General features: G+C 43.5%; 16 protein-coding genes. 6 read left to right on the top strand and 10 right to left on the bottom strand.

All coding sequences use genetic code 11. From position 1 onward, the window contains the following. Positions 1-516 precede the first annotated feature (516 nt). The 3 genes from ABD960_RS06275 (at position 517) to ABD960_RS06265 (ending at position 4382) form a co-directional block, all read left to right on the top strand. Positions 517-2916, top strand: coding sequence for an ABC transporter permease (locus tag ABD960_RS06275; RefSeq protein WP_345330067.1), 2400 nt, complete (start codon positions 517-519; stop codon positions 2914-2916). 372 nt (positions 2917-3288) lie between these two features. After that, positions 3289-4029, top strand: a complete 741-nt coding sequence (locus tag ABD960_RS06270) for a glycoside hydrolase family 32 protein (RefSeq protein ID WP_345330066.1) — start codon at positions 3289-3291, stop codon at positions 4027-4029. An 11-nt stretch (positions 4030-4040) separates the two neighbouring features. Next, complete coding sequence (locus ABD960_RS06265; RefSeq protein ID WP_345330065.1) at positions 4041-4382, top strand: GH32 C-terminal domain-containing protein; 342 nt, start codon at positions 4041-4043, stop codon at positions 4380-4382. Positions 4383-4419: 37 nt separating this feature from the next. Here ABD960_RS06265 and ABD960_RS06260 read toward each other — a convergent pair whose 3' ends face one another. Together ABD960_RS06260 and ABD960_RS06255 are read right to left on the bottom strand one after the other, a co-directional pair. Further along, complete coding sequence (locus ABD960_RS06260) at positions 4420-4932, bottom strand: hypothetical protein (RefSeq protein WP_345330064.1); 513 nt, start codon at positions 4930-4932, stop codon at positions 4420-4422. Between the two features lie 133 nt (positions 4933-5065). Further along, positions 5066-6520, bottom strand: coding sequence for an RtcB family protein (locus ABD960_RS06255; protein WP_345330063.1), 1455 nt, complete (start codon positions 6518-6520; stop codon positions 5066-5068). 293 nt (positions 6521-6813) lie between these two features. Here ABD960_RS06255 and ABD960_RS06250 point away from each other — a divergent pair, with 293 nt between their 5' ends. After that, on the top strand, positions 6814-9675 hold the full coding sequence (locus ABD960_RS06250; protein WP_345330062.1) for an AAA domain-containing protein: 2862 nt from the start codon (positions 6814-6816) through the stop codon (positions 9673-9675). A gap of 264 nt (positions 9676-9939) precedes the next feature. On the opposite strand, the gene ABD960_RS06245 is transcribed toward ABD960_RS06250, so the two are convergent. The 4 genes from ABD960_RS06245 to ABD960_RS06230 are packed head-to-tail and all read right to left on the bottom strand — an operon-like array spanning position 9940 to position 12471. Then, positions 9940-10161: a DUF2188 domain-containing protein gene (locus tag ABD960_RS06245; protein WP_292970877.1), complete on the bottom strand. Its 222-nt coding sequence runs from the start codon at positions 10159-10161 to the stop codon at positions 9940-9942. Positions 10162-10171: 10 nt separating this feature from the next. After that, a complete protein-coding gene (locus tag ABD960_RS06240) occupies positions 10172-10645 on the bottom strand; it encodes a ubiquitination-like system serine protease family protein (RefSeq protein WP_292970874.1) in 474 nt (157 codons plus the stop codon). Beyond that, a complete protein-coding gene (locus tag ABD960_RS06235) occupies positions 10626-11804 on the bottom strand; it encodes a ThiF family adenylyltransferase (protein WP_292970872.1) in 1179 nt (392 codons plus the stop codon). Before ABD960_RS06235 ends, ABD960_RS06240 begins: the two co-directional genes overlap by 20 nt. Continuing rightward, a complete protein-coding gene (locus tag ABD960_RS06230) occupies positions 11779-12471 on the bottom strand; it encodes a multiubiquitin domain-containing protein (protein ID WP_292970870.1) in 693 nt (230 codons plus the stop codon). Before ABD960_RS06230 ends, ABD960_RS06235 begins: the two co-directional genes overlap by 26 nt. Before the next feature lie 188 nt (positions 12472-12659). On the opposite strand from ABD960_RS06230, the gene ABD960_RS06225 reads away from it, so the two are divergent. Next, a complete protein-coding gene (locus tag ABD960_RS06225; RefSeq protein WP_292970868.1) occupies positions 12660-13016 on the top strand; it encodes a helix-turn-helix domain-containing protein in 357 nt (118 codons plus the stop codon). Beyond that, positions 13006-13887, top strand: a complete 882-nt coding sequence (locus ABD960_RS06220) for an ImmA/IrrE family metallo-endopeptidase (protein WP_292970866.1) — start codon at positions 13006-13008, stop codon at positions 13885-13887. Before ABD960_RS06225 ends, ABD960_RS06220 begins: the two co-directional genes overlap by 11 nt. 13 nt (positions 13888-13900) lie before the next feature. Here ABD960_RS06220 and ABD960_RS06215 read toward each other — a convergent pair whose 3' ends face one another. The 4 genes from ABD960_RS06215 to ABD960_RS06200 form a co-directional block, all read right to left on the bottom strand. Then, positions 13901-16102 carry a S8 family peptidase gene (locus ABD960_RS06215; RefSeq protein ID WP_292970863.1) on the bottom strand — a complete coding sequence of 734 codons (2202 nt, stop codon included), beginning with the start codon at positions 16100-16102 and terminating at the stop codon, positions 13901-13903. A 161-nt stretch (positions 16103-16263) separates the two neighbouring features. Then, a complete protein-coding gene (mobC, locus tag ABD960_RS06210; RefSeq protein WP_345330061.1) occupies positions 16264-18243 on the bottom strand; it encodes a conjugal transfer protein MobC in 1980 nt (659 codons plus the stop codon). 74 nt (positions 18244-18317) lie between these two features. Beyond that, positions 18318-19622 (bottom strand): relaxase/mobilization nuclease domain-containing protein, encoded by a 1305-nt coding sequence (locus ABD960_RS06205; protein WP_345330060.1) that lies wholly within the window; start codon positions 19620-19622, stop codon positions 18318-18320. Further along, a complete protein-coding gene (locus tag ABD960_RS06200; protein ID WP_345330059.1) occupies positions 19610-19999 on the bottom strand; it encodes a plasmid mobilization protein in 390 nt (129 codons plus the stop codon). The genes ABD960_RS06205 and ABD960_RS06200 overlap by 13 nt, the downstream gene beginning before the upstream one ends. Between the last annotated feature and the right edge of the window lie 155 nt (positions 20000-20154).

Here is a 20154-nt window from a genome sequence, read left to right as displayed (position 1 = left end):
CGGGTCGCAAAGGTACATCTTCTGTTTCACTCCAACAAGAAAAATTTTGTGAATTTTTCTTGCTTTTTCTCGTATCCGGACCGCTCTTTCAAGCCGCTCCTTCAATCCTCTTCTTTACCTTCGCCTAACTTTCAAATAACACTCGCTTTATCTATCAAAGCGGCTGCAAAGGTACGCCTTTTTTCTGCCCAACCAAATCTTAAGCCACTATTTCCCGCTTTATTCGTTTAAACATGCTGTACCTCAGTGAGAAAAAATTATAGCGTTGGACAAACAATTTAAAAATTCGAAAACAGCGAAGATCAAAAAGATTAGTTAAAATTAGCGGCTACGTATTATATGCAATATTCGAAATCGAACATCTCTTGTATCATAACCGAACATCCGTGAACCTAACTTTAATCAAAACACATTGTTTTACAATAGGTTACTTCAAAGGCACAAGTTTTGGCACTATTGAACCGCGCGGGCCATTAGAGCCGCATACTGTATAACAAAACTAAGCGCTACCCTATCATGATCAGAAATTTTATCAAAATCGCCTGGCGTAATATGTTGAACAACAAGCTTTTTACCAGCCTTAATGTGGCCGGGCTTGCCATTGGAATTTGCGTTTGTATCACTTTATTTGCTTATGTGTTTTACGAGTTAAGCTTTGACCGCATGTTCAGCAACGCGAAAAACATTTATCGCGTAAATATGCAAACCACCGCTGATTACAATTATCAGGTGTGGGCAAAGCTGCCAAATTCAGTTGGACCGGCAATGGTGCAAAACATCCCACAGGTTAAATCAGCCACGCGGCTTATAAAACATGACTTTGGCGCAAGTGTATCACTAAAAACTGATGATAAAAACTTTACTGAAAAGCGCCTGTACATGGCGGACTCTACCGTATTTAACATCTTTGATGTCAAATTTGTGGAAGGAAATGCCAAAACGGCTTTCGCTCAGCCTAAATCCATCGTGCTCTCTCAATCCGCAAAACAAAGATTATATGGAAGCCAACCCGCGATTGACAAAATCATCTATGTAAATAACCGCGACACGCTTCACGTATCCGGTGTTTATGCCGACCTGCCCACTAACAGCACTATAGACTGTAACATGATCTACAATATTATGGATACCTGGGCCGGGAAGGATGTTTACTGGAGCAACGCAAGCTACGAAACGTATTGCCTGCTGCAGCCCGGAGCAAATGTAGCCCGGGTGCAGCAAGAGGCGACTGCGTTAATAGATAAGAATGTAAAACCTGATGAAAAATATTTTCAGCAGTTTATTTTGCAGCCGCTGACAGACGTTCACCTTTATTCGGCCGATATACGCGAAGGTTACACGAGCCGGACAGGAGGCATCGGCATGGTTAAATCATTAATGTTTTTGTCGGCCCTGGTTTTATTTATCGCCTGCATTAACTACATGAACCTTGCAACCGCCCGGTCGCAAAAACGTGCAAAGGGCGTCGGTGTAAACAAGGTTTTAGGTGCCGGCACCAATAACCTGTTGGCCTTATTTTATACAGAAACAGCTCTGCTGTCATTAATAGCTATTGTAATTGGTTATACCGCGGCCTTCGCTTTAAAACCGACTTTTGAAAATATCACAGGTATCGGGTTGAATTCATCAGCCTATTTTTCAATGCCTGTGCTCACCGGTTTACTAATTACCTGGATAGTAGTTACGCTGGTGGCGGGCAGCTACCCGGCATTTTCAATGGCGAGAATATCACCACTGGTGTTAATGAACAAGCTAAAGCTTAAACATTCATTTGCTGATTTTATGCGCCGGTCATTGGTAGTGTTTCAGTTTGCATCGTCTATTGTGCTCATCATCTCTGTTATGGTGATTTACCAACAGATTCGTTTTATTAAAAACCGCGACCTGGGATACAATCCAAACGGTGTAGTAGCACTTGATATAAAATCAGCCCAGAACAGGCAACAGTTATCGGCGCTGATGAATGACCTTAGCAGCATGAGCGCTGTTGAAAGCTTTTCGGAAGTGCAGTCTATCCCGGGCGATGTGGAAAGCGGCAGGAGTGTGCGCAAAAACGCTAACGAAAAGGAGGCGATACCGGTGAAAACCTGCCATACGGATGCATCTATTGTAAAAACGATGCGGTTAAAATTGTTGGCCGGCACCACCCTGCCAACAGAAATTGCCAAGGGCGACAGCACTTGCTATTCCTTAATAAACGAAACGGTTGCGCGCTACCTGGGTTTTAAATCTCCGCAAGACGCCGTAGGAAAACAAATCCATAGCGAGATGGGGGCAAAATCAATTGTAACCGGTGTAGTGAAGGATTTTAATTACCAGTCGCTAAAAAGTGAAATAGGCGGTTACGTTTATTATAATATGTTGGGTGCGCCTGAATCGATAAAAACGCTCTTAATAAGATATAACACGAGCAACCTCTCCTCCTTTATGCAGCAATTGCAGAACAAGTTTAAAGCTGATTTGCCTAACTCGAGCTTTGAATACCAGTTTCTGGATAATCATATTGAAAGCATGTATGCTACAGAACAGATAATGTCGCGCACGGCTACCGTATTTTCTATCCTGGCAATTTTTGTGGCGTGCCTTGGTTTGTTCGGGCTTGCCGCTTTTATTGCCGAGCAACGTACCAAAGAGATTGGCATCCGCAAAGTACTTGGCGCAAGCATATCGGGCATTACAAGTTTGCTGACTACTGATTTTTTGAAGCTGGTTGTTATATCTATAGTGATAGCATCGCCGATAGCGTGGTACCTGATGAACAAATGGCTGATGGAATTTAATTACCGTATACAAGTAACCGCTTTACCATTTATAATAGCAGGTATTACGGCCATAGCATTCGCCCTGCTTACCATTAGCTCGCATGCGGTAAGGGCCGCACTGGCTAACCCGGTAAAAAGTTTAAGAAGCGAATAGTTCAGTTTAGTTTTTGTTATAAAGAGGTCGGCATTATTTACATGCCGACCTCTTTTTACACAAATTCGATGTCAAGCCATACTAATATCGCAATAAGTAAGTGTTGCCCGAATTGTGCTGAATCGAATGATCCTTTGTTTATAAAGTTTACCAAACTTTCAATATCTATATAAGCATTTGTAACCTTTTTCTCAGGTGTGTAATTTTATTGCTTTTACGCTAAAACCAATTACCATTAAAATGCCTTGCCTGATCTCTGATAAATTAAATCTAAAGGTGTAAACTAAACGAGGTTAAATAAACGCTGTTAATTAAATTAAACTATGACCATTCACTAACTCATTCCTTACCTGCTGCCTGGCCGCTTGCAGTGTGTTGCAATTACACGCGGCTGATCTGCCCATTAAAATTACCAAGCGGTATTTGAACCTGCCGGTATCGCAGGCGCAACAACGCAGCAACATGAAGTTTACCGTTGGTGGCAAAAAGGAGCGCGAGTTTAAGATACGCTTGGCCAGTGGCGAACCTGAATACTGGGTGTTTTGCGATGTAAGTAACCTGAAAGGCAAAACCGTTACCATCAGTTACGAAGGTGACAATGCAGGGCTCTCAAAAATTTATCAGGATGATAAAATTGCCGGGCAGGATTCCATGTACCACGAAAAGAACCGTCCGCAGTTTCACTTTACCACACGCCGCGGCTGGATCAATGACCCTAACGGAATGATATTTTACGAAGGCGAGTATCACCTGTTCTACCAGCATAACCCGTACGAACGTGAGTGGGAAAACATGTCGTGGGGCCATGCAGTGAGTAAAGATATGATACACTGGCAGGAGCTGCCCGTAGCGCTTAGTCCGGATGATATGGGCACCATGTTCTCGGGTTCGGCAGTTATTGATTATAACAACACCGCCGGTTTTAACAAAGGTAAACCCCCTGCCATGATTGCAACTTATACGGTTGACGGGCACAACAAGCAGGTACAGTGCATGGCTTACAGCCTTGATAAAGGCCGTACCTGGACAAAATATAAGGGCAATCCGCTGATTGATTCAAAAGAAAATGGAACAGCCTACAAGCGCCGGCCAACCTGTTCGGGCAGCATATAATTGATTATGACATGAACTACAACACGCTTAACGGCGTATTTTACTCGCCCGAAGACATGACCAGCATGGAACTAAGCGCTGATATTTACATTGACCGTACATCCATTGAGGTATTTATTGATAATGGCGCTTACTCCTACTCCATGCAACGCAAGCCGGATGCTAAGAACACCGAAGGATTCCATTTTTGGGGTAACAACATCGATGTGAAAATCTGGAAGTGTACACAGTTAAATCTATTTGGGATCAGGCTAAGAACTAATTATTTTAATGCTCATAAAATAATAAACAACCCCCTCCTTTTGTGCGGGTTGTTTATTTTACGCCTGTACAATACTTTAATCGGCAGTTAAAACTGACCATGAAAAGATGAGGTTAAATCCCTTATGATCATCTTTTCATATCTATAGCTTGGCGCATTTCTTCAATCTCCTCTTCCGAATACCCTTCAAGTCCGACACACATTACCCCTGTTTTAAATGATATTGTATTTTTAACCACATACAACAGGCGATTTGCAACAACTACCGCTATTTCAGGATGCAGCGGATTGCCGGTACCATCTTTTAAATCCCGAGCTCCGATTTTGTCAAAAATCATGCAGAGGTCTGTGTATTCGCCAGTCGTAAGTCGTGTTTTTTCAATCTTGACCGTACTTATATTTTGTACTGATGCAAAAGGTGATGGAGAAATTGTGTAGAATTTATTTGATTTATCAAGGCGCATAATTATTCCTTTTTCTGCAAGGAAATAAAAACCGGTGCGCATATAAGTAGAATCTAATAACTTATTATTTACTTTAATAATATTACTTTTTGCCGTACGCGTTTTTACCGTTTTTGTAGAGTTTAAAGAGCATGCACTGATAAAAATTAAAAATATAACAAGGCAATACCGATTCATGCAATTTCGAGAAGTTAATTGTATAATAATTATTATTTACAATAATAGTTAAAGCATTCCCGTATTCGACATAACTCATAATTGAAAAGTGCGGCTTAATAAGCCGCACTTTTCAATTTATCAATATCGAACCTTAATCTTCCGGCTTTTCTTTCGGGTCGGCCATTCGTACAATACGCGGTTCAAACTTTGCCAACACCTCTACCAGTTCGTGCTGCGCGGCCATAACGGTATGGATGTCTTTATACGCCATTGGCGCTTCGTCAATATCGCTACCTATCAGTGTAATCCGTTTATCAACTAGGTTGGCGGCAACAACGGCTTTATCTAATGTTTTAAAAGCTGCGCTGCGGCTCATGGCACGGCCTGCGCCGTGGCTTGCCGAGTTAATGCTGGCGATATTACCTTTACCGCGCACCAGGAAACCCGGCGTGCTCATACTACCCGGAATAATACCCAACACACCCTCGCCCGCCGGTGTTGCACCCTTCCGGTGTACCATTACTTCGGTACCATCGGCCAGCTGTTCTTTCCACGCAAAATTATGATGGTTTTCAACCATCGTAATTGGTTTAACGCCCAAAGCCCGCGCTATCTTATTATGGATTTCGTGGTGATTGGCACTGGCATACTCTCCGGCCAAATTCATGGCTATCCAATATTCCTGTCCTTCGTCTTTATCCATATCCAACCAGGCCAGGTGCTTCGCTTCAGCAGGGAGTTTAGTTTTGCTCATGGCAATACGGCTGTAATGATCAGCCACTGCCCCGCCAAAGCCGCGCGATCCCGAATGCGAAAGCAATGCCAGGTAATTACCGGCGGGCACACTCTCTAAAGCGCCTTCGGCTAAAATTAGTTCGCCCCACTCCACAAAGTGGTTACCTGTACCGCTAGTACCCAGCTGCGCATAAGCCTTATCCTTGAGGGAGCGGATAACTTTGGTTTCACTCCACGCCTGGCTGTCAAACAATGAGCTGTCAAAATACGATTTTGTGGTACATCCCATCCCGAAGTAGGTGTTATCCAGCAACATTTGTTTAAGTTTTTGGGCCTCAATATCAACCGTAGCTGCCGGCATATCAAAAATACTCAGGCACATACGGCAGGCAATATCTACACCAACAGCAAACGGAATAATGGTATTAGCTGTAGTTGCAAGTACTCCTCCTATCGGCAGCCCGTACCCTTGGTGGGCATCGGGCATTAAAGCGCCGGCAACCGCAATCGGCAGTTGCACCGCGGTACGCATTTGCGCCAAAGCGCCAACTTCAATATTTTCCAAACCCCAAACCTGGAAGTCGGCTATCTCTTCTTTTAACTTAAAGGTAACGCGTTCCTGCTTTATAAACTTGCCCTCTTTACGCAAAGCGATAACATCTTCAGCCAAATTTTTAAACTTACCGCCTTTTTTTAACGCGTAAGGCATAGGGTCGTCAATCAAGGCTTCAATGTTAGCCAGAATTTCAGGTTTACCCATAACATTGTGTTTAAGCAAACCATTGGCCACCCTGCTAAAGTTCACCAAAATATCCACCTCATTAATACCTAAAGCCTTTAACTCGTTGTTGCCAATTTTTTCCTTTTCCATAATAATTAAAATAAATGTGTCTCCGGGCTAAAACCCCTCTCCCAATCAGGAGAGGGGGCGTTGTGTGAACAGGTTCAGCCTTTTGACGATACAAAGAGATAGATCAATTACGCAGTGTATTTGCGCAGTTGATTATTTTTTTATTTTTTTTTCATAAGCTCCCTTTCGGGCAATCACAACCTTACGACAACACAAAAACTGCGCACGTGATGAGCTTCATTTAGCAGATATAAACCCTGAAAGTATTAATTAGCATAACCAGCGAATACGCTTTTTGTAAATTAGCTGCTAACATGTTGACAAACCCGCAAATAAATATACTTCGATACTGGCGCAACACACTGGCAGACTCGGCCAGAGTAGTGATTGAGGTAGACAAAACACTTAACCAGCGAAATGCTCAGATCGACATCATAAAAGGAATGATGGATATTAAACAAGCATCTGTTTTATTAGATGCTTTTGAGAAAAGGGTGAATGAAGATAAGGGGCGATCTGACCCGAAAGATGCCTACTGGGAAAAGATTGAAGAGGCACCAGTATTTCTTACTCCGTTTAGGGTAAGCCCTTTGCCTGAATACGCAAAGCTAACCGGAGAAAGAGGCATATTTTATCCATTCTGGATTAGGGCAGTGCTGACCAGGAATGGCAAGCTTAAACCGGACGAAGATACATTTCCATATATTCCCCGCGCCTATCTGGAACCCCAGGTTAATCAGGAAGTAAACTTTGTTTTTGCTGACGTTGACCGTATAGACGAAGCATTCGGGCGCCCATTTAACGGCCAGCCGTTATGGAAAGACTATATCGATTATATATTTTCTGCTTTCAAGGCAATAACGGGACAGAAACCAGAAACATACGGTCCCGAAAACTTTGCCGTTACCCAGGAGTATGTTATCGTGATAAACGATACTTTGAGCGGCCCCGCTGATGGCATCATTGGTTTATATGATTATATCATACAACAGAAAAAAGTCCCCGTAACTCTTGCTACACTCACGGAGCGACAAGAGACGCCGCTAAAATCCATACTTTCAGACAAAGAATTTGAAAAAGCGTCAGCCGCACACCTTGGACAAATGGCTTATGAGTTCCCATTGTCGAGATCGCAACGCACCAGTTTATATCATTATACTACACTAAACGAGGGCGATATTTTAGTGATTAATGGGCCACCGGGTACAGGTAAAACTACGTTGCTGCAAAGCGTGGTTGCTACCCAAGTAGTGCAAGCCGCAATTGCAGGGGGCGATCCGCGCATAATCCTGGCCTGCTCTGCAAACAATCAGGCGGTTACAAACATCATAGATAGCTTTTCAAATGTAAAACAAAAGAAAGGAACGCTTTATGAGCGCTGGCTACCTGATGTAAGCGGATTTGGCCTATACCTACCTGGAGCAACTCGCGAAGTACAGGCGAATATTCCGGTGATTAAACGCGTACAAGGCAGACTAACAGGTACACATACTGACAAAGAAAATGAAACTTATTTAGCTACAGCCGAGGCCTACTTTATTGCCTGTAGCGGGCAAACAGGTAACACACTTACAGCTATTATTGACAGCCTACAACAATCATTAAAAGCGAATCACGAATTATTAATAAAAGGCGTTGGTATTTGGCAAAGCTATCAGAAGTTAACTGCCCAGCTGCCCGAATTGAGCAACTATAGTTTGGATGCCCTGGAAAAAGCGATCACGGAGTTGGAACTGAGCTTCAGCAACTACCTGGATGCCGAATCGATCTGGATCAAGTTGTTTTTCTTCCTAAACTTTGTGAAGGAAAAACGGGCTACACGCGCCAAACAATTGTTCCGTAATTGTCCTATCGCTTATGAAGAGCTAGATTTTTATCAGGTTAAGTCTATTCAGCAATTTTTTGATCAAAAGATCAGCCTTATAAAACAAATCAAAAAAGCTCAAAACGATTGGCAGGCCTGGAAAACAAAGGCAAATGTAAATCATACGCCTGCCGAACCGGCCTTTAATGAGCAATTAGAAGTGGGCTTGAAATATGACATGTTCTACACCGCGGTACACTATTGGGAAGGACGCTGGCTAATTGCTACCCGATTAGCGCTGCAAGCAGACCGGCTGAGCCGCAATGGCGAGGCTGCTGCTAAAGAACGCTGGCAGCGTTTTGCCATGTTAACACCTTGCTTTGTTTCTACCTTTTACATGGCGCCGAGATTTTTCAGTTATTCTAGATTTATCCGGGTCGCTCCGGGCCAAAACATATGGGAAACGCCGCCCCTGCTAAACTTTATTGATTTGCTTATTGTTGATGAGGCCGGGCAGGTTTCCCCGGAAGTAGGTTCAGCAAGCTTCGCGCTGGCGAAAAAAGCATTGGTAGTTGGCGATATCCTGCAGATTGAGCCGGTTTGGAATGTTCCAAAAAAAGTAGATCAGGCTAACTTACACCGTTATGGAGTGATCAAAAGCTTAAATGATCAAAACGCTATAGATGATCTATACAGCAAAGGCTTTCTGTGCAGCTCTGGCAGTATTATGCGGCTGGCTCAAAAATCATCCTATTATCATCTCTATTCTTGGCAGGCACGCGGCATGTTACTTACAGAACATCGCCGCTGTTTTGATGAGATTATCAGCTATTGTAATGATCTGGCTTACGACGGACTGCTGGAACCCATGAAAGGCCCTGCGAAAGGCGGATTACTGCCACCCTTACAGTTTATACCTGTTAAAGGTAGTTCCATTACAAGTGGTACCAGCCGTGCCAATCAGGAAGAGGCAATAACGATAGCCAAATGGATAGCAGACCATCAGGATGCTTTAGTCAACCATTATCGAATGCCGCTTAAAGATATAATTGCCATAGTAACACCGTTTACCGGACAGAAATTTATGCTGCGGAACACATTACGAAAGACGGGTGTTAACATGAATGGCCTTACCATTGGTACCGTTCATGCTTTACAAGGCGCTGAAAGGCCTGTAGTGCTTTTTTCGGCTACTTATGGCTCAAACGATCAAGGCAGAAGCTACTTCTTTGATGCGGGGCCAAATATGTTGAATGTAGCCGTTTCAAGGGCTAAAGAAAATTTCATCCTGTTTGGCGCGCCGGAGATATTCCAACGTTCGGGCAAAAGCCCGTCTATGCAGCTTTTCCGGCATATTCATGCGGCGGTTTAAAAAGCATCTTGCCAGAAACAGAAAAGCCTGCAATTAAATGATTGCAGGCTTTTTGTTCTTTAAATAAACTTAGCGGGGATATAGGGAGTTCAATCGAACAGTTAATTCCATTTTTGGCGTTTTTGGAAGACTCGAAAATTAAGTAATTAAAAATGGCATTTAATAATATCGATCTCTTGTAACTTATGGAATGAAAAGGAGGCGTTATCAAAATCGTGACGCCTCCTTTATTTATTGAACTGCATGTAACCTATCCGGCTAAGGTTACCCTTGCGGAGGAAAGGGGTCATTCCCGTAAGAGTTTCGATCCCTTATTTGGCCATTTGGTCGGTGAATTAGCATTTCCGAACCTTGATTAATGGCAATTGTTCTCGCGACTTGAATTGCTTCTGCCTGTGTGTCTGCAATCCTTGTAACTCTGCTGTTTCCAGCTCCACGCACCGCCCAACTCCCGTTATGCGGTACAACATGTTGATTTTTACCCATTGTATTTAATTTAAATTTTTAGCGTTGTTTTAATGCTTTTAATTGCTGAAACTAACTTGCCCCAAAAGGTGGCTATCCAGCTCACATTTTTCACTTCAAGTGGTAATTCATCTACTGTTTGCACTTGAGGCTCTAATCTATTAGTTATGTCCTTGTAGTATTTGTTTTTAATTGTTCTATCGGTGAACCTCCCGTCAGAAACTTGTTTGTTCGTCCAATTTCCTGCATGGCGAATCTTGTTATTGGTTATCCAATAATGTGACCGGCATGGAAAGCTCCAATTACCAATTGATGGCAATAAGGAAACGGAGTCACCATAAAATCTTAGCTCCCAGTCGGTAGGAGAAAATGGTGTAATAACTTCATTGCCACAGCCACAAACACATTTATGTATCGCTGTTCGACAGTCAATCGATATGTAAAGAGTTCCGTTATCTAATAATTCCGGAATAAACTCAACAAACTTAATCTGTAGTGTCTCCATTTAAAAGTTGTCCTACGTTTATAGAATAAGAACTTTGATGTTCGTGGATCAGATCTTGATAAAAACCAGTGAGTTTTTTCCACTTAATTACCGCCATAACTGCGTTTAAAGCATTGAGGTCTGCAATTTGGATATTCGTCACATATTCATTTTGATCTGTATCCTCCTGAGCTATTCGCTTTTCAAGATGATCATTCTTTTGTGGTGTTCCTGTTGTAGCCCGGACAATGCCTATGAGTTGGTCATCGACGAGCGTTACGCCAAGACCAACATCTATGAAGGGTATTTCAAATTTTACCAGTTGCTTAAGAATCTCTTGCCTAACAGAATTCTTATCTACACAGATAAACACAAATGATAGATCCTTGATCAGCGATATATTATCTTCGTTTACATAAGTGACGTGCGATACAATTCCTCTATGCATATTCGAATAAATACGTTGAAAGTATTCACTTTTCTTTTGCTTACCTGTGAGCGATTCTATGGAGGCAGCACCTGGCGATCTAAAAGCGTTGTGCTGTGAGAAATCGTCAGCATCAAAAAGATGGATCTCTGTTACAGGTGTTTTACTGACCAGGTCTAAAATATAACTACCTGTTCCGCCTAAACCAATTATACCAACCTTCTGACCTTTAAACTTCTCATTGATCTTAGTGATATTGGCTCTGCTCGAACTGGTATCAAAATAATTAAACACGGTATCCTCTTCACTATCAATGACCGGATAAAAATTATAGGCAGTAACATCCGGAACTATTGAACGGGCTGGAATGGACAATAATGATATGTATCTAGAGAATTTATCATAGTAATTGTCGTAATAACCAGTTGAGGGTTTACTTGATAAAAAATGATCACCTATCAGTTCTCCGACCAGCGCTTGGTGCGGGCTATTGTTAACGATCTCTATTTGCTCACTACCATCCTTGTGACAAGGCTTCTCACCCATAAAATAGATTGCGTGGGTAGATGGTTTTGCTGTTTTCCCACCCGATAGGGTCAATTCACTTATCAACGTACCAATTTTAACTTCCTTTTTTTCGTTAACGTAAGGTATATGGTGGATACAAACGTATCCACCATATATTGCCAACGACAAGCCTTCATCCCGAAGTTTTTTCAGGTCCGGACTAAGATTTATCAGTTGCTGTTGCATTAAATATCATTTTATTGGTTACATAAACGAAGTCGCCTTTACCCATTTCCCCTTGTGGGTTTTGTTTCGGCCCTTTTAAATACGTGACCGTATAGGCCTTGTTATTATTATGTACGTTGCCCTCTGCGAGTGCCACGACTTCTTCAAAAGAGATCGTATTTTTCGACCAAGATCTTTCTCGACCGTTGACGATAATTTTGATTTCGGCAGGTATTTCTTTTGAAAAGAAGTGCTCAATTCCGGGACGAGCGAGATCAACTTTCGTTTCGTTATCAATATGTTCGTCATTCCATGGTTTTTGAATACTTAAAAACAGATCGTCCTCTAATGAAATGTTACCAAGCAATTTAACCTCTTTGCCGGTTACGTACTGCTCATACCACTTAAACTTCTTATCGTTGATGGTCAGCCACAAAAAGTTTTTGAAAAAGAAACGTTCAATGCCGGGCCTTGCTAAATCAACCAGGTCATCATCTCCGATGAGTTCGTCCTCCCATGGTTTTACAATTGATAAAAATAGATCGACATCATCTCCGGCATTCACTAATGCTTTTACTTCTCTGCCAGAAATATACTGCTTACGCCATTCGAACTTTTTGTTTTCGATGACCAGCGATAATAGTTTTTTGGCAGTTGAAAGGTCTGCCCCCTTTTGATTATCTTCCATATTCGTTGATTTAAATATGAAGCAAATATACATCGACTGCTAAATATATCAAGCAAATGCGTTATAAATATTTGATAAATTTAGCAAGTGCTTGATTGATAGTTTGATAAATTTAGCAATGCTTGATTTTTAGCTTACTAAAATTAGCACTTGCTTATTAAATTAAGAGTTTATAACTTTGTATGGCTATGGAAACTGAAAAAAAAACACTTGGAAAAATCTTAAAAGACGCCAGGGAGCTAAAGCGCCTGTCTTTAAGAGAACTTGAGATTCAGTCCGGAATATCCAATGCTTATTTGAGTCAATTAGAAAATGATAAAATAAAGAAGCCATCAGCAAATACTTTATATCGACTGGCGGAACTATTTAACATGAACTTTGACGACTTAATGGTGTCTGCTGGTGTTGTTGAAAAGAAAAGCGATTCGACTTTTAGTACAGGTAGCTTTGCATTTTCGTCCGCGACCGCTGATATCACCGCTGAAGAACAAGAAAAGCTTATCGAGTATCTAAAGTTTTTGCGTCATCAGAAAAATGATAAGTGAGAGAAAGAAAAACGATGTTGAGAAAGTCGCATTTGACGCCTTACATAAAAGTAAGGCGTTCGGGGTTTTCCCCACGCCAGTTGACAAGATCTTAGCTTATGCAGACTTAAAGATCGATTCGTCCGTCGATCTCAGTGTCGTTCCGTCAAACTTTTTTGCACGACATAGTTTGGCATTGAAGAGAGGGTTGGCCAAGATCAGGGGTGTATTAGATCGCCGTGAAAAAGTTATCTATCTCGACCTTCAGCAACATGAATCTAAGCAGACCTTTGTGAAGTTGCACGAGGCGGGGCATGAACTGTGTGGATGGCAGGCTAACATGCTTAAGTTTTTGGATGATGATGAAACCTTAGATCCAGATATTAATGATCAATTTGAAGCTGAAGCGAATTACTTTGCTTCCTCTGCACTATTCCAGTTAGATATTTTTAACGATAAAGTCGGCGAATACCCTCTGGAATTAGCCACCTGCTTACATCTAAAAAAGCTGTTTGGGGCTTCATTTCACGCAACTATCCGGAGATATGTTGAACACTCTAAAAAAAGATGCGCCTTGTTGGTACTCAACAAAGAGTCCAAATCACCGTTCGCAGCGCAATGCCTGAGTATTCGTAATTATTTTCAATCGCCATCATTTACTCAGGAATGGGGCATGATCGAGTGGAATTCAAATTTTGATTTTGATGTACCTTTCGTTCAAAACTTTTTGTCAAATAGAAAAATGGCAAAAAACGTTTTGACGATCGATACGCAAACCGAATCGATCACCTGCGACTATCATTATTTTGACAATACTTATAACGTATTTGTATTCATGTTTCCCAAAGGTGAAGTAATCAAATCGCGCACAAAGTTTGTGATAGAGGCCTGATGAATTTCTCAAATCAAGCAGCCTCTTCTCTACTTTTCAGATCGTACTTACTTCCGAATTCGTTGACAGTTTCATTAAATACGTCAATCTTATTTTTTGAATCAATGATTTCAATTATAACAGCATAACCCTGTTTGTATTTCTCTCCAATCGGTCCACGGGTAAAAAGTCTTAAACGTAGTTCCCAATAACCACATAAGAACCCTCTTGAAAATTCTTTTTCAAATTGTAAAATAGGATTCCATGGCAAATTGTATTTATCGGCTGTCGGTACGGTGATCTCTTTAAAACCTGTATTATGGGCTTTATATAAAGTCGCACTAATCCTCGCCATACTATACTCCATATCATTTGTCGGATTGACTTGCGGGTCAAATACAATCGTTATTTTAATTTTTAGTTTAGCGTCAGAACGTGTTTTGAAAATGCTCGGAATATGAAACCCAACATACTGATATCTTTGTTGATCCAATACGCCTTCAAAAAAATAACTGAAAGTATTGGGTGCGGATGATATTGAATTTTCAATATGCGGTTCGCCAAAACCGGTATAAAAAGTATGGGGGTTAAGTATTGTGCTTGGAATACTTCTTTTTTCAGCGAAATGGAATAAAAGGGCCTTAATAAGGTTGGTCGTTGCATCTGGAAAAGCATCCATTAAACGCACAACGAATTGTGAAATGATAGGAGCCGAAAAGCTAGTCCCAACATCTACAGCAAGGTGGTCGCCTTTATGGTTAATTCCATAGCTCGACGTTCTGGGGTTGGAAGTATACCCCTTCACTAAATTTCCACCATGACAAACTATCTCAGGCTTAAGCCCTAAATCTGCTCCAGGGCCAATCCTTGAAAATGGCGAAATTTCATCTTTAACGGCGAGGCAATTTGTATTAACGTATTTAGCGATTGATCCCACGGTTACTGCAAGCAAAGCTTCAGCCGGAGCCCCTAATCTTGAATCTTTATGAGAAAAATGATCATGAGGATAGTTACCAAGCGGCGAATTAATATTGCCGGATGCCACTACAAATATGACGTTGTACGTTTTAGATAAATAATCAATTTGCTTTGCAACCTCAGAAAATTCGTGATCGTTTATAGACTCGGGTTTACCCAAGGATAAGTTATAGACTTTAATATCTTTGTAGTGTTTCTTGACAACCTGACCAATCACATTCACCAAAAAATCGTCTGTCGGACCGATACTTCTACCCCTTGCATCGTTGCCGAATACCGTGACATCCATTACTCTACAATAGGGCATCAAAGTATTTGTTGTAAAACAAATGTCTATCTCATCACCATATAGACATCGACTTGCAACAAAACTCCCGTGATCTGGGTCAATATCAACAGCTCGAGCAGGCAAAAATCTCAAATGGCTTGTTATTAAATTCTGAAAGGGTACTGCCGATGCCTGAATTCCTGAATCAATTATTGCGACAACAGAATCTGATATTGCCGCGTTAACCTTCAGACTGCTGGGCAATGGTAAAACTGGCACTGATCGTTTAACGTAAAATGTGGAATTTATTTCAACCTTATTGACGGTCGAATAAAAACTGGCTATCTTTTTGATCGTAGCATACTCAGCGGAGCAACTAACTATTGGCCTGCCATTAGGGAATATTTGAGATTCGGTTTTTACCCCAGCTTTTATAAAATCTGATTCAATATTATTGAGGATAAGAAATTTTTCTTTCTGGGAAAGATTATGATGCAAATAGATGATCACGTCCTGCTTTGAGCTGCCTTTTTCCAAAGCAGCCATTTTATCATCTACTTTAACTTCTTCAATATCTTCAAGAATAGCCAAATTTGTTTTGCCGGGATGGTCGGGCTCAAAAGTATATTTTGAGATTTTCTCAGCGAGTTGATCGAATTTGTCCTTTGAGATTTTAGCAAGACAAGAGTTAATATCAGCTTTATTAAGGCTTATAATTTCGAAGCCCAAATTCTTCAGCTTCAGTTTCTCACTTTTGATCGGAACCTTCAATGGAGAGCGGATATTAACAAATAAATTCTTACTAAAATCAAAATCCTTTTTTACAGACAAGGATGCTTTGACTAACGTTGTTCTTTTCAAAAGATATTTACCATGACCAATTTGATCATCTCTCTTAAAAGTAACGCCACCACCATGAGGCTCAACTTGCTCGAAACGCAAATTTTCCACTGGAATTTTGAAATGTTGTAAAGGCGTGTTAAGGTTCAAAATGAAATAGGTTTATCGACGAATATAACATTTCCTTGAATTATAAATATAATGGCAATAAATTTTCTTCTTTTAGCATTTGATTGGACAGGCATAATCGAGACAATTAAATGCTCCCACGTTTTGGATCAAATGCGGAGACGGTTGCTGAATTTGACTAATTACGCTTTCTTGATCACTAAGTGCGACAGTCCCGGATCACTCAGCAACCTTTCCATTTCCGTCTCGATAATATCCCGCACATCCTGTTTGATCTGCAAATAATTCCGCTCAATGATGCCTGCACTGACCTTCCGTACTTCCGGCAAGGGCAGGTAACCATCGATCTCCTGTTTCAGGGCCGCATGATCATTGACGATCTCGCTATGGAAAGCCTTGAGTTCGATCTTTTCCTCCGGGTTATCCGCCACCATGCCCACGAACTCGCCCGAACTCAAGGCGGCTATCCGTGAGGCAGGCACCGCAGCCTCCAGCTGCTTAGAGCGGCTGATGGACGTATCGCTGCGGTTGATGGATAAACTTTCACGGTCCTGCATAATGCGCCCGATCTTTTCCGACACGGATTTCGCCGTATCGCCTGAAACCTGGCCGACCGCCATATTGCCCACGATGTTCATGATCACATCCGCCTGCTCGCGCCCGTAATCCTTGCGCAGCTGGCTCGCATCCTGGATGCCCAGCGTCGTCGCGATCAAGTTGCTCCGGCCCGTAGCGATTGTGGGTATGATGTCCGTGGTCAGCGTCGGGAACTCATCAAAGACCAGGCTGCATTTCAGCTTGTTCTTTTGATTGATGATCTTCAGCAAGCGGTTCGTGAACAGCGACAGCACCGCGCCATAGACCTGCAATTTTTGCGGGTTATTACCCATACAGACGATCTTCGGCGCTTCCGGGTTATTGATGTCTAACGTGAACTCACTGCCCGACAACACAAAGTACAGGGACGGCGAAGCCACCCGCGCCATCGTGATCTTCGCCGATGCGATCTGTCCCTCCAGCTGCTCCACTGCATCCCGCTTATAAGCGCTGATAAAAGGATTGATCAGCACATCGATCTCCTGCTGGGTACCCAATACCGTGAACAGGCTGTCATAGTCCATTTGCATCAGTTCGATCACATGCGGCAGCGTACAGAACTCACCATCCTTGTACTTGCGCAGGTACCAGATGATGGCCGTCAGGAAATTGATCGGCGACTCCACAAAGAAGTCCCCCTGTTTCTTTACCCATTCCCGGTTCAGCCCCAGCAGGATCGTCCGTGCCGACTCCACCGCATCCGTCAGGTCCAGCATCGCCGACGGGTTCAGCGGGTTGCAGCGGTGCGTGCGTGACAGGTCATCGAAATTGATCGAATAAAACTCCGGTACCACCTTATAGTTATCCTTATATTTCAGCCAGGTATTGTAAGCGATGACCGCCAGGTCCGGCATTTTAAAGTCATAAACGAACATCGCGAACCCCTTACGGATATGCTGCGTGATCACATGCCTTATCACGAAATAGCTCTTACCCGAACCCGGTGAGCCCAGCACCAGCAAAGCCCGGAAAAGATTGATAAAGTTGATCCAGGAACGGTGCCATTTGCCCTGATAGGAATACCGCGCCGGCAGGTTTACCGAGAATTCATTTTCCAGCAAGCGCTCTTCCTGCGGAAAGGCTTCCTGATCACGGTTAAAGATGTCGCCCTTCAGCTTATCCCGGATGATCTTAGACAGCATCGTGCCACCGCTCATGAACAGCAAAAAGCCCAGCCCCGTCAAAGCCATATAGCCAATAGCCACCGCCTCCAGATGCCCGGTGATCAACAGCACGAACCAGCTGGCAAAATAGAAGACCACCCCCGTGACCATATACCACAGCGCCACCTTCACCGTCTGCTGCTCATCCTTCTTCCCGCGAACCCCGATCAGGGCGATAACCAGAAAGCCAAGAGCAATTAATTTAGGCTTTAAAAAACTATTAAAAAGACCCGTCTTCCCAACATTCAACAACAGGCGGTCAGTCAGCCCGGACACCCAATGCCAGTAGGCGAACGCCCCATAACACACCACATAAAAATGCAGCAGCAACAACACCATACTGATCAGCCTGGTCATGTCCAGGATCTTGCGCATCGCCTGATCGTTCTCTCCGGTCTGCATAAGACATACTCCTCCCAGGCCTTGCCAAAAGCAAAGCCGTTTCTAATCGTTCCACAATAGATCTTTTGCTCAGATCAGCCCGCCGAAAGGCGCAGCTTCTTCTTTTTCTTCTTCCTGGTATTCCTTAGGTTCCAATCCATGGAAGCACCCTGATTCCCGGTATCTAACAATGCCTCGAATACACCCGGCGATCCCGTTCTTTCAGCCCCGGAGCCATCAAAATTCCGGTGAGTATTACGCTCCGGCCTCCCGTTCGCGTGACCCTTTTGCGCCACCCGCTCAGCCCCTGGCCCGTTTTGTTTTTTCCCCTCACCAGCCACCCTGTTTGTACAGCGTTCCCTTATCGCATTCGCACTATAAGCCTTGCCCAACGCACTGCCGTTAAAGACACATTTCGTCCGGTGGTCCACATACGTTACCCCGAAGATCAAACCATCATCATTCCGCCGCAACACCATATCCACGCCTTCATGTTGCAAGGCAGCGACCAGCCCTTCGATACTTTTATCCCCGCCTAAAAAATACCGGTCGACCAGGTTCTTTAACCGCGTCCGATCACCCGCGTTCTCTTTCGCCGACCGATTCGCCGCAAACCTTTCCGACAGCTTTTTCAGTGTTGGCTTATCAAAGAACAGACTTGCCTTGATCGGAACACCCACCTTATTACCCTGCTCATCCAGCACCCGGTAGACCAAACCACTATGCCTGAAGATCCTGGAATTTTCTTCGCCCCGGTCAGCCACGATGTTGTACTGCCGCAACACCGCATTCAGCTCCGAAAGCGTCGCGTATTTATATTGCGGCAGCACCTTGACCAATACATTATTGATCGCCTGTTTCGTCTCCGCTTTACCGTAGATGACCCGCGCCGCGTTGACCGGCTTCAACCGGAAAACATCCTGCAGCTGCTGCTTACCCGCCTCGACCAGACCATACATTTTTTCGATCTCCTTTCGTGCCGGTTCAGACTTATCGCGACCCAGATAATTCATGCGGATCGCCTTACCATCCGCCTTGATATTCGTCGTCACCAAATGCAAATGCGGGTGACCCGCGTCCTCATGTTTGTACAACAAATAAGGCTGACCGCCGAAGCCGATCTTCGACAAATAGACCTCTGCTATCTCCTTGTATCGTTCATCCGAAAGCTGCTCCGACGGGTCGAAATTCAGCGACACATGCAAACAATTATGCTTCGTCCGCTGGTTCAGTTCCGCCAGCATTTCCAGTCGCTGCAACTTCTGGTGAAAGTTCAGATGTTCCGGCCCGACCGGGTAATAGCCGGCTTCTAAACACACCGCCTGCCCGTTCTTTACCTTGTGCTCATTATAGTTGAGCGCGATGCGCAAATGCTTCGATTGATGGATCACCGCGACCATAACTCGACCAGGCTTTTTACCCGCAACTCCACATTCCCCACCACCGAAAAATAGTGCTCCTTATCCTGCTCAAAACGTTCGATCCAGCGCTGCATCTGCGGCGCATGATCCAGCGTATGCAGCCGGTGCACCGCCTGGTTAAAATTCACACCGATCGCATTCAACTCGCGGCGCAACAACACCAGTTCTTCCAACAATTCATCCTGCGATTTATTGCGTGTATAGACCGTGAACTTCCGCCCGAAGATCAAGCGCCGCACAAATTCAGACAGCTTGCGCACCGTCGAGTTCTTCCAGTTCTGCTCCATTTCCGTATACTCATCCGTCGTCAACCGCAACGTGATACGCCGCTTCCGGCCCGTATTTTTTTCTCCCATCACTCATCCTTTCCAAATGAAACCTATGGTCAACAAAAACGCATGAACACCAATTCCCCCAGCGCCCCCGACTTCGGAGAGGGGCGCTTTTCCCCATTGTTGTCAGACAATGGTACATCTTGCCGATCGCAAACCGGCGATCTGACGGCTTCTCC

Origin of the sequence: Mucilaginibacter defluvii (genome assembly GCF_039543225.1) — a bacterium.
In the GTDB taxonomy this organism is placed as follows: Bacteria; Bacteroidota; Bacteroidia; order Sphingobacteriales; family Sphingobacteriaceae; genus Mucilaginibacter; species Mucilaginibacter defluvii.
Note: the sequence above shows the minus strand (reverse complement) of the source record. Positions and strands in the feature narration are given on the sequence as shown.

What these genes read in the sequence shown, in the direction of transcription:
- ABD960_RS06275 (WP_345330067.1), top strand. Translation starts at nt 517, where the DNA reads ATGATCAGAAATTTTATCAAAATCGCCTGGCGTAATATGTTGAACAAC.
- ABD960_RS06265 (WP_345330065.1), top strand. Translation starts at nt 4,041, where the DNA reads ATGAACTACAACACGCTTAACGGCGTATTTTACTCGCCCGAAGACATG.
- ABD960_RS06260 (WP_345330064.1), bottom strand. Translation starts at nt 4,932, where the DNA reads ATGAATCGGTATTGCCTTGTTATATTTTTAATTTTTATCAGTGCATGC.
- ABD960_RS06255 (WP_345330063.1), bottom strand. Translation starts at nt 6,520, where the DNA reads ATGGAAAAGGAAAAAATTGGCAACAACGAGTTAAAGGCTTTAGGTATT.
- ABD960_RS06250 (WP_345330062.1), top strand. Translation starts at nt 6,814, where the DNA reads ATGTTGACAAACCCGCAAATAAATATACTTCGATACTGGCGCAACACA.
- ABD960_RS06245 (WP_292970877.1), bottom strand. Translation starts at nt 10,161, where the DNA reads ATGGGTAAAAATCAACATGTTGTACCGCATAACGGGAGTTGGGCGGTG.
- ABD960_RS06240 (WP_292970874.1), bottom strand. Translation starts at nt 10,645, where the DNA reads ATGGAGACACTACAGATTAAGTTTGTTGAGTTTATTCCGGAATTATTA.
- ABD960_RS06235 (WP_292970872.1), bottom strand. Translation starts at nt 11,804, where the DNA reads ATGCAACAGCAACTGATAAATCTTAGTCCGGACCTGAAAAAACTTCGG.
- ABD960_RS06230 (WP_292970870.1), bottom strand. Translation starts at nt 12,471, where the DNA reads ATGGAAGATAATCAAAAGGGGGCAGACCTTTCAACTGCCAAAAAACTA.
- ABD960_RS06225 (WP_292970868.1), top strand. Translation starts at nt 12,660, where the DNA reads ATGGAAACTGAAAAAAAAACACTTGGAAAAATCTTAAAAGACGCCAGG.
- ABD960_RS06220 (WP_292970866.1), top strand. Translation starts at nt 13,006, where the DNA reads ATGATAAGTGAGAGAAAGAAAAACGATGTTGAGAAAGTCGCATTTGAC.
- mobC (WP_345330061.1), bottom strand. Translation starts at nt 18,243, where the DNA reads ATGCAGACCGGAGAGAACGATCAGGCGATGCGCAAGATCCTGGACATG.
- ABD960_RS06205 (WP_345330060.1), bottom strand. Translation starts at nt 19,622, where the DNA reads ATGGTCGCGGTGATCCATCAATCGAAGCATTTGCGCATCGCGCTCAAC.
- ABD960_RS06200 (WP_345330059.1), bottom strand. Translation starts at nt 19,999, where the DNA reads ATGGGAGAAAAAAATACGGGCCGGAAGCGGCGTATCACGTTGCGGTTG.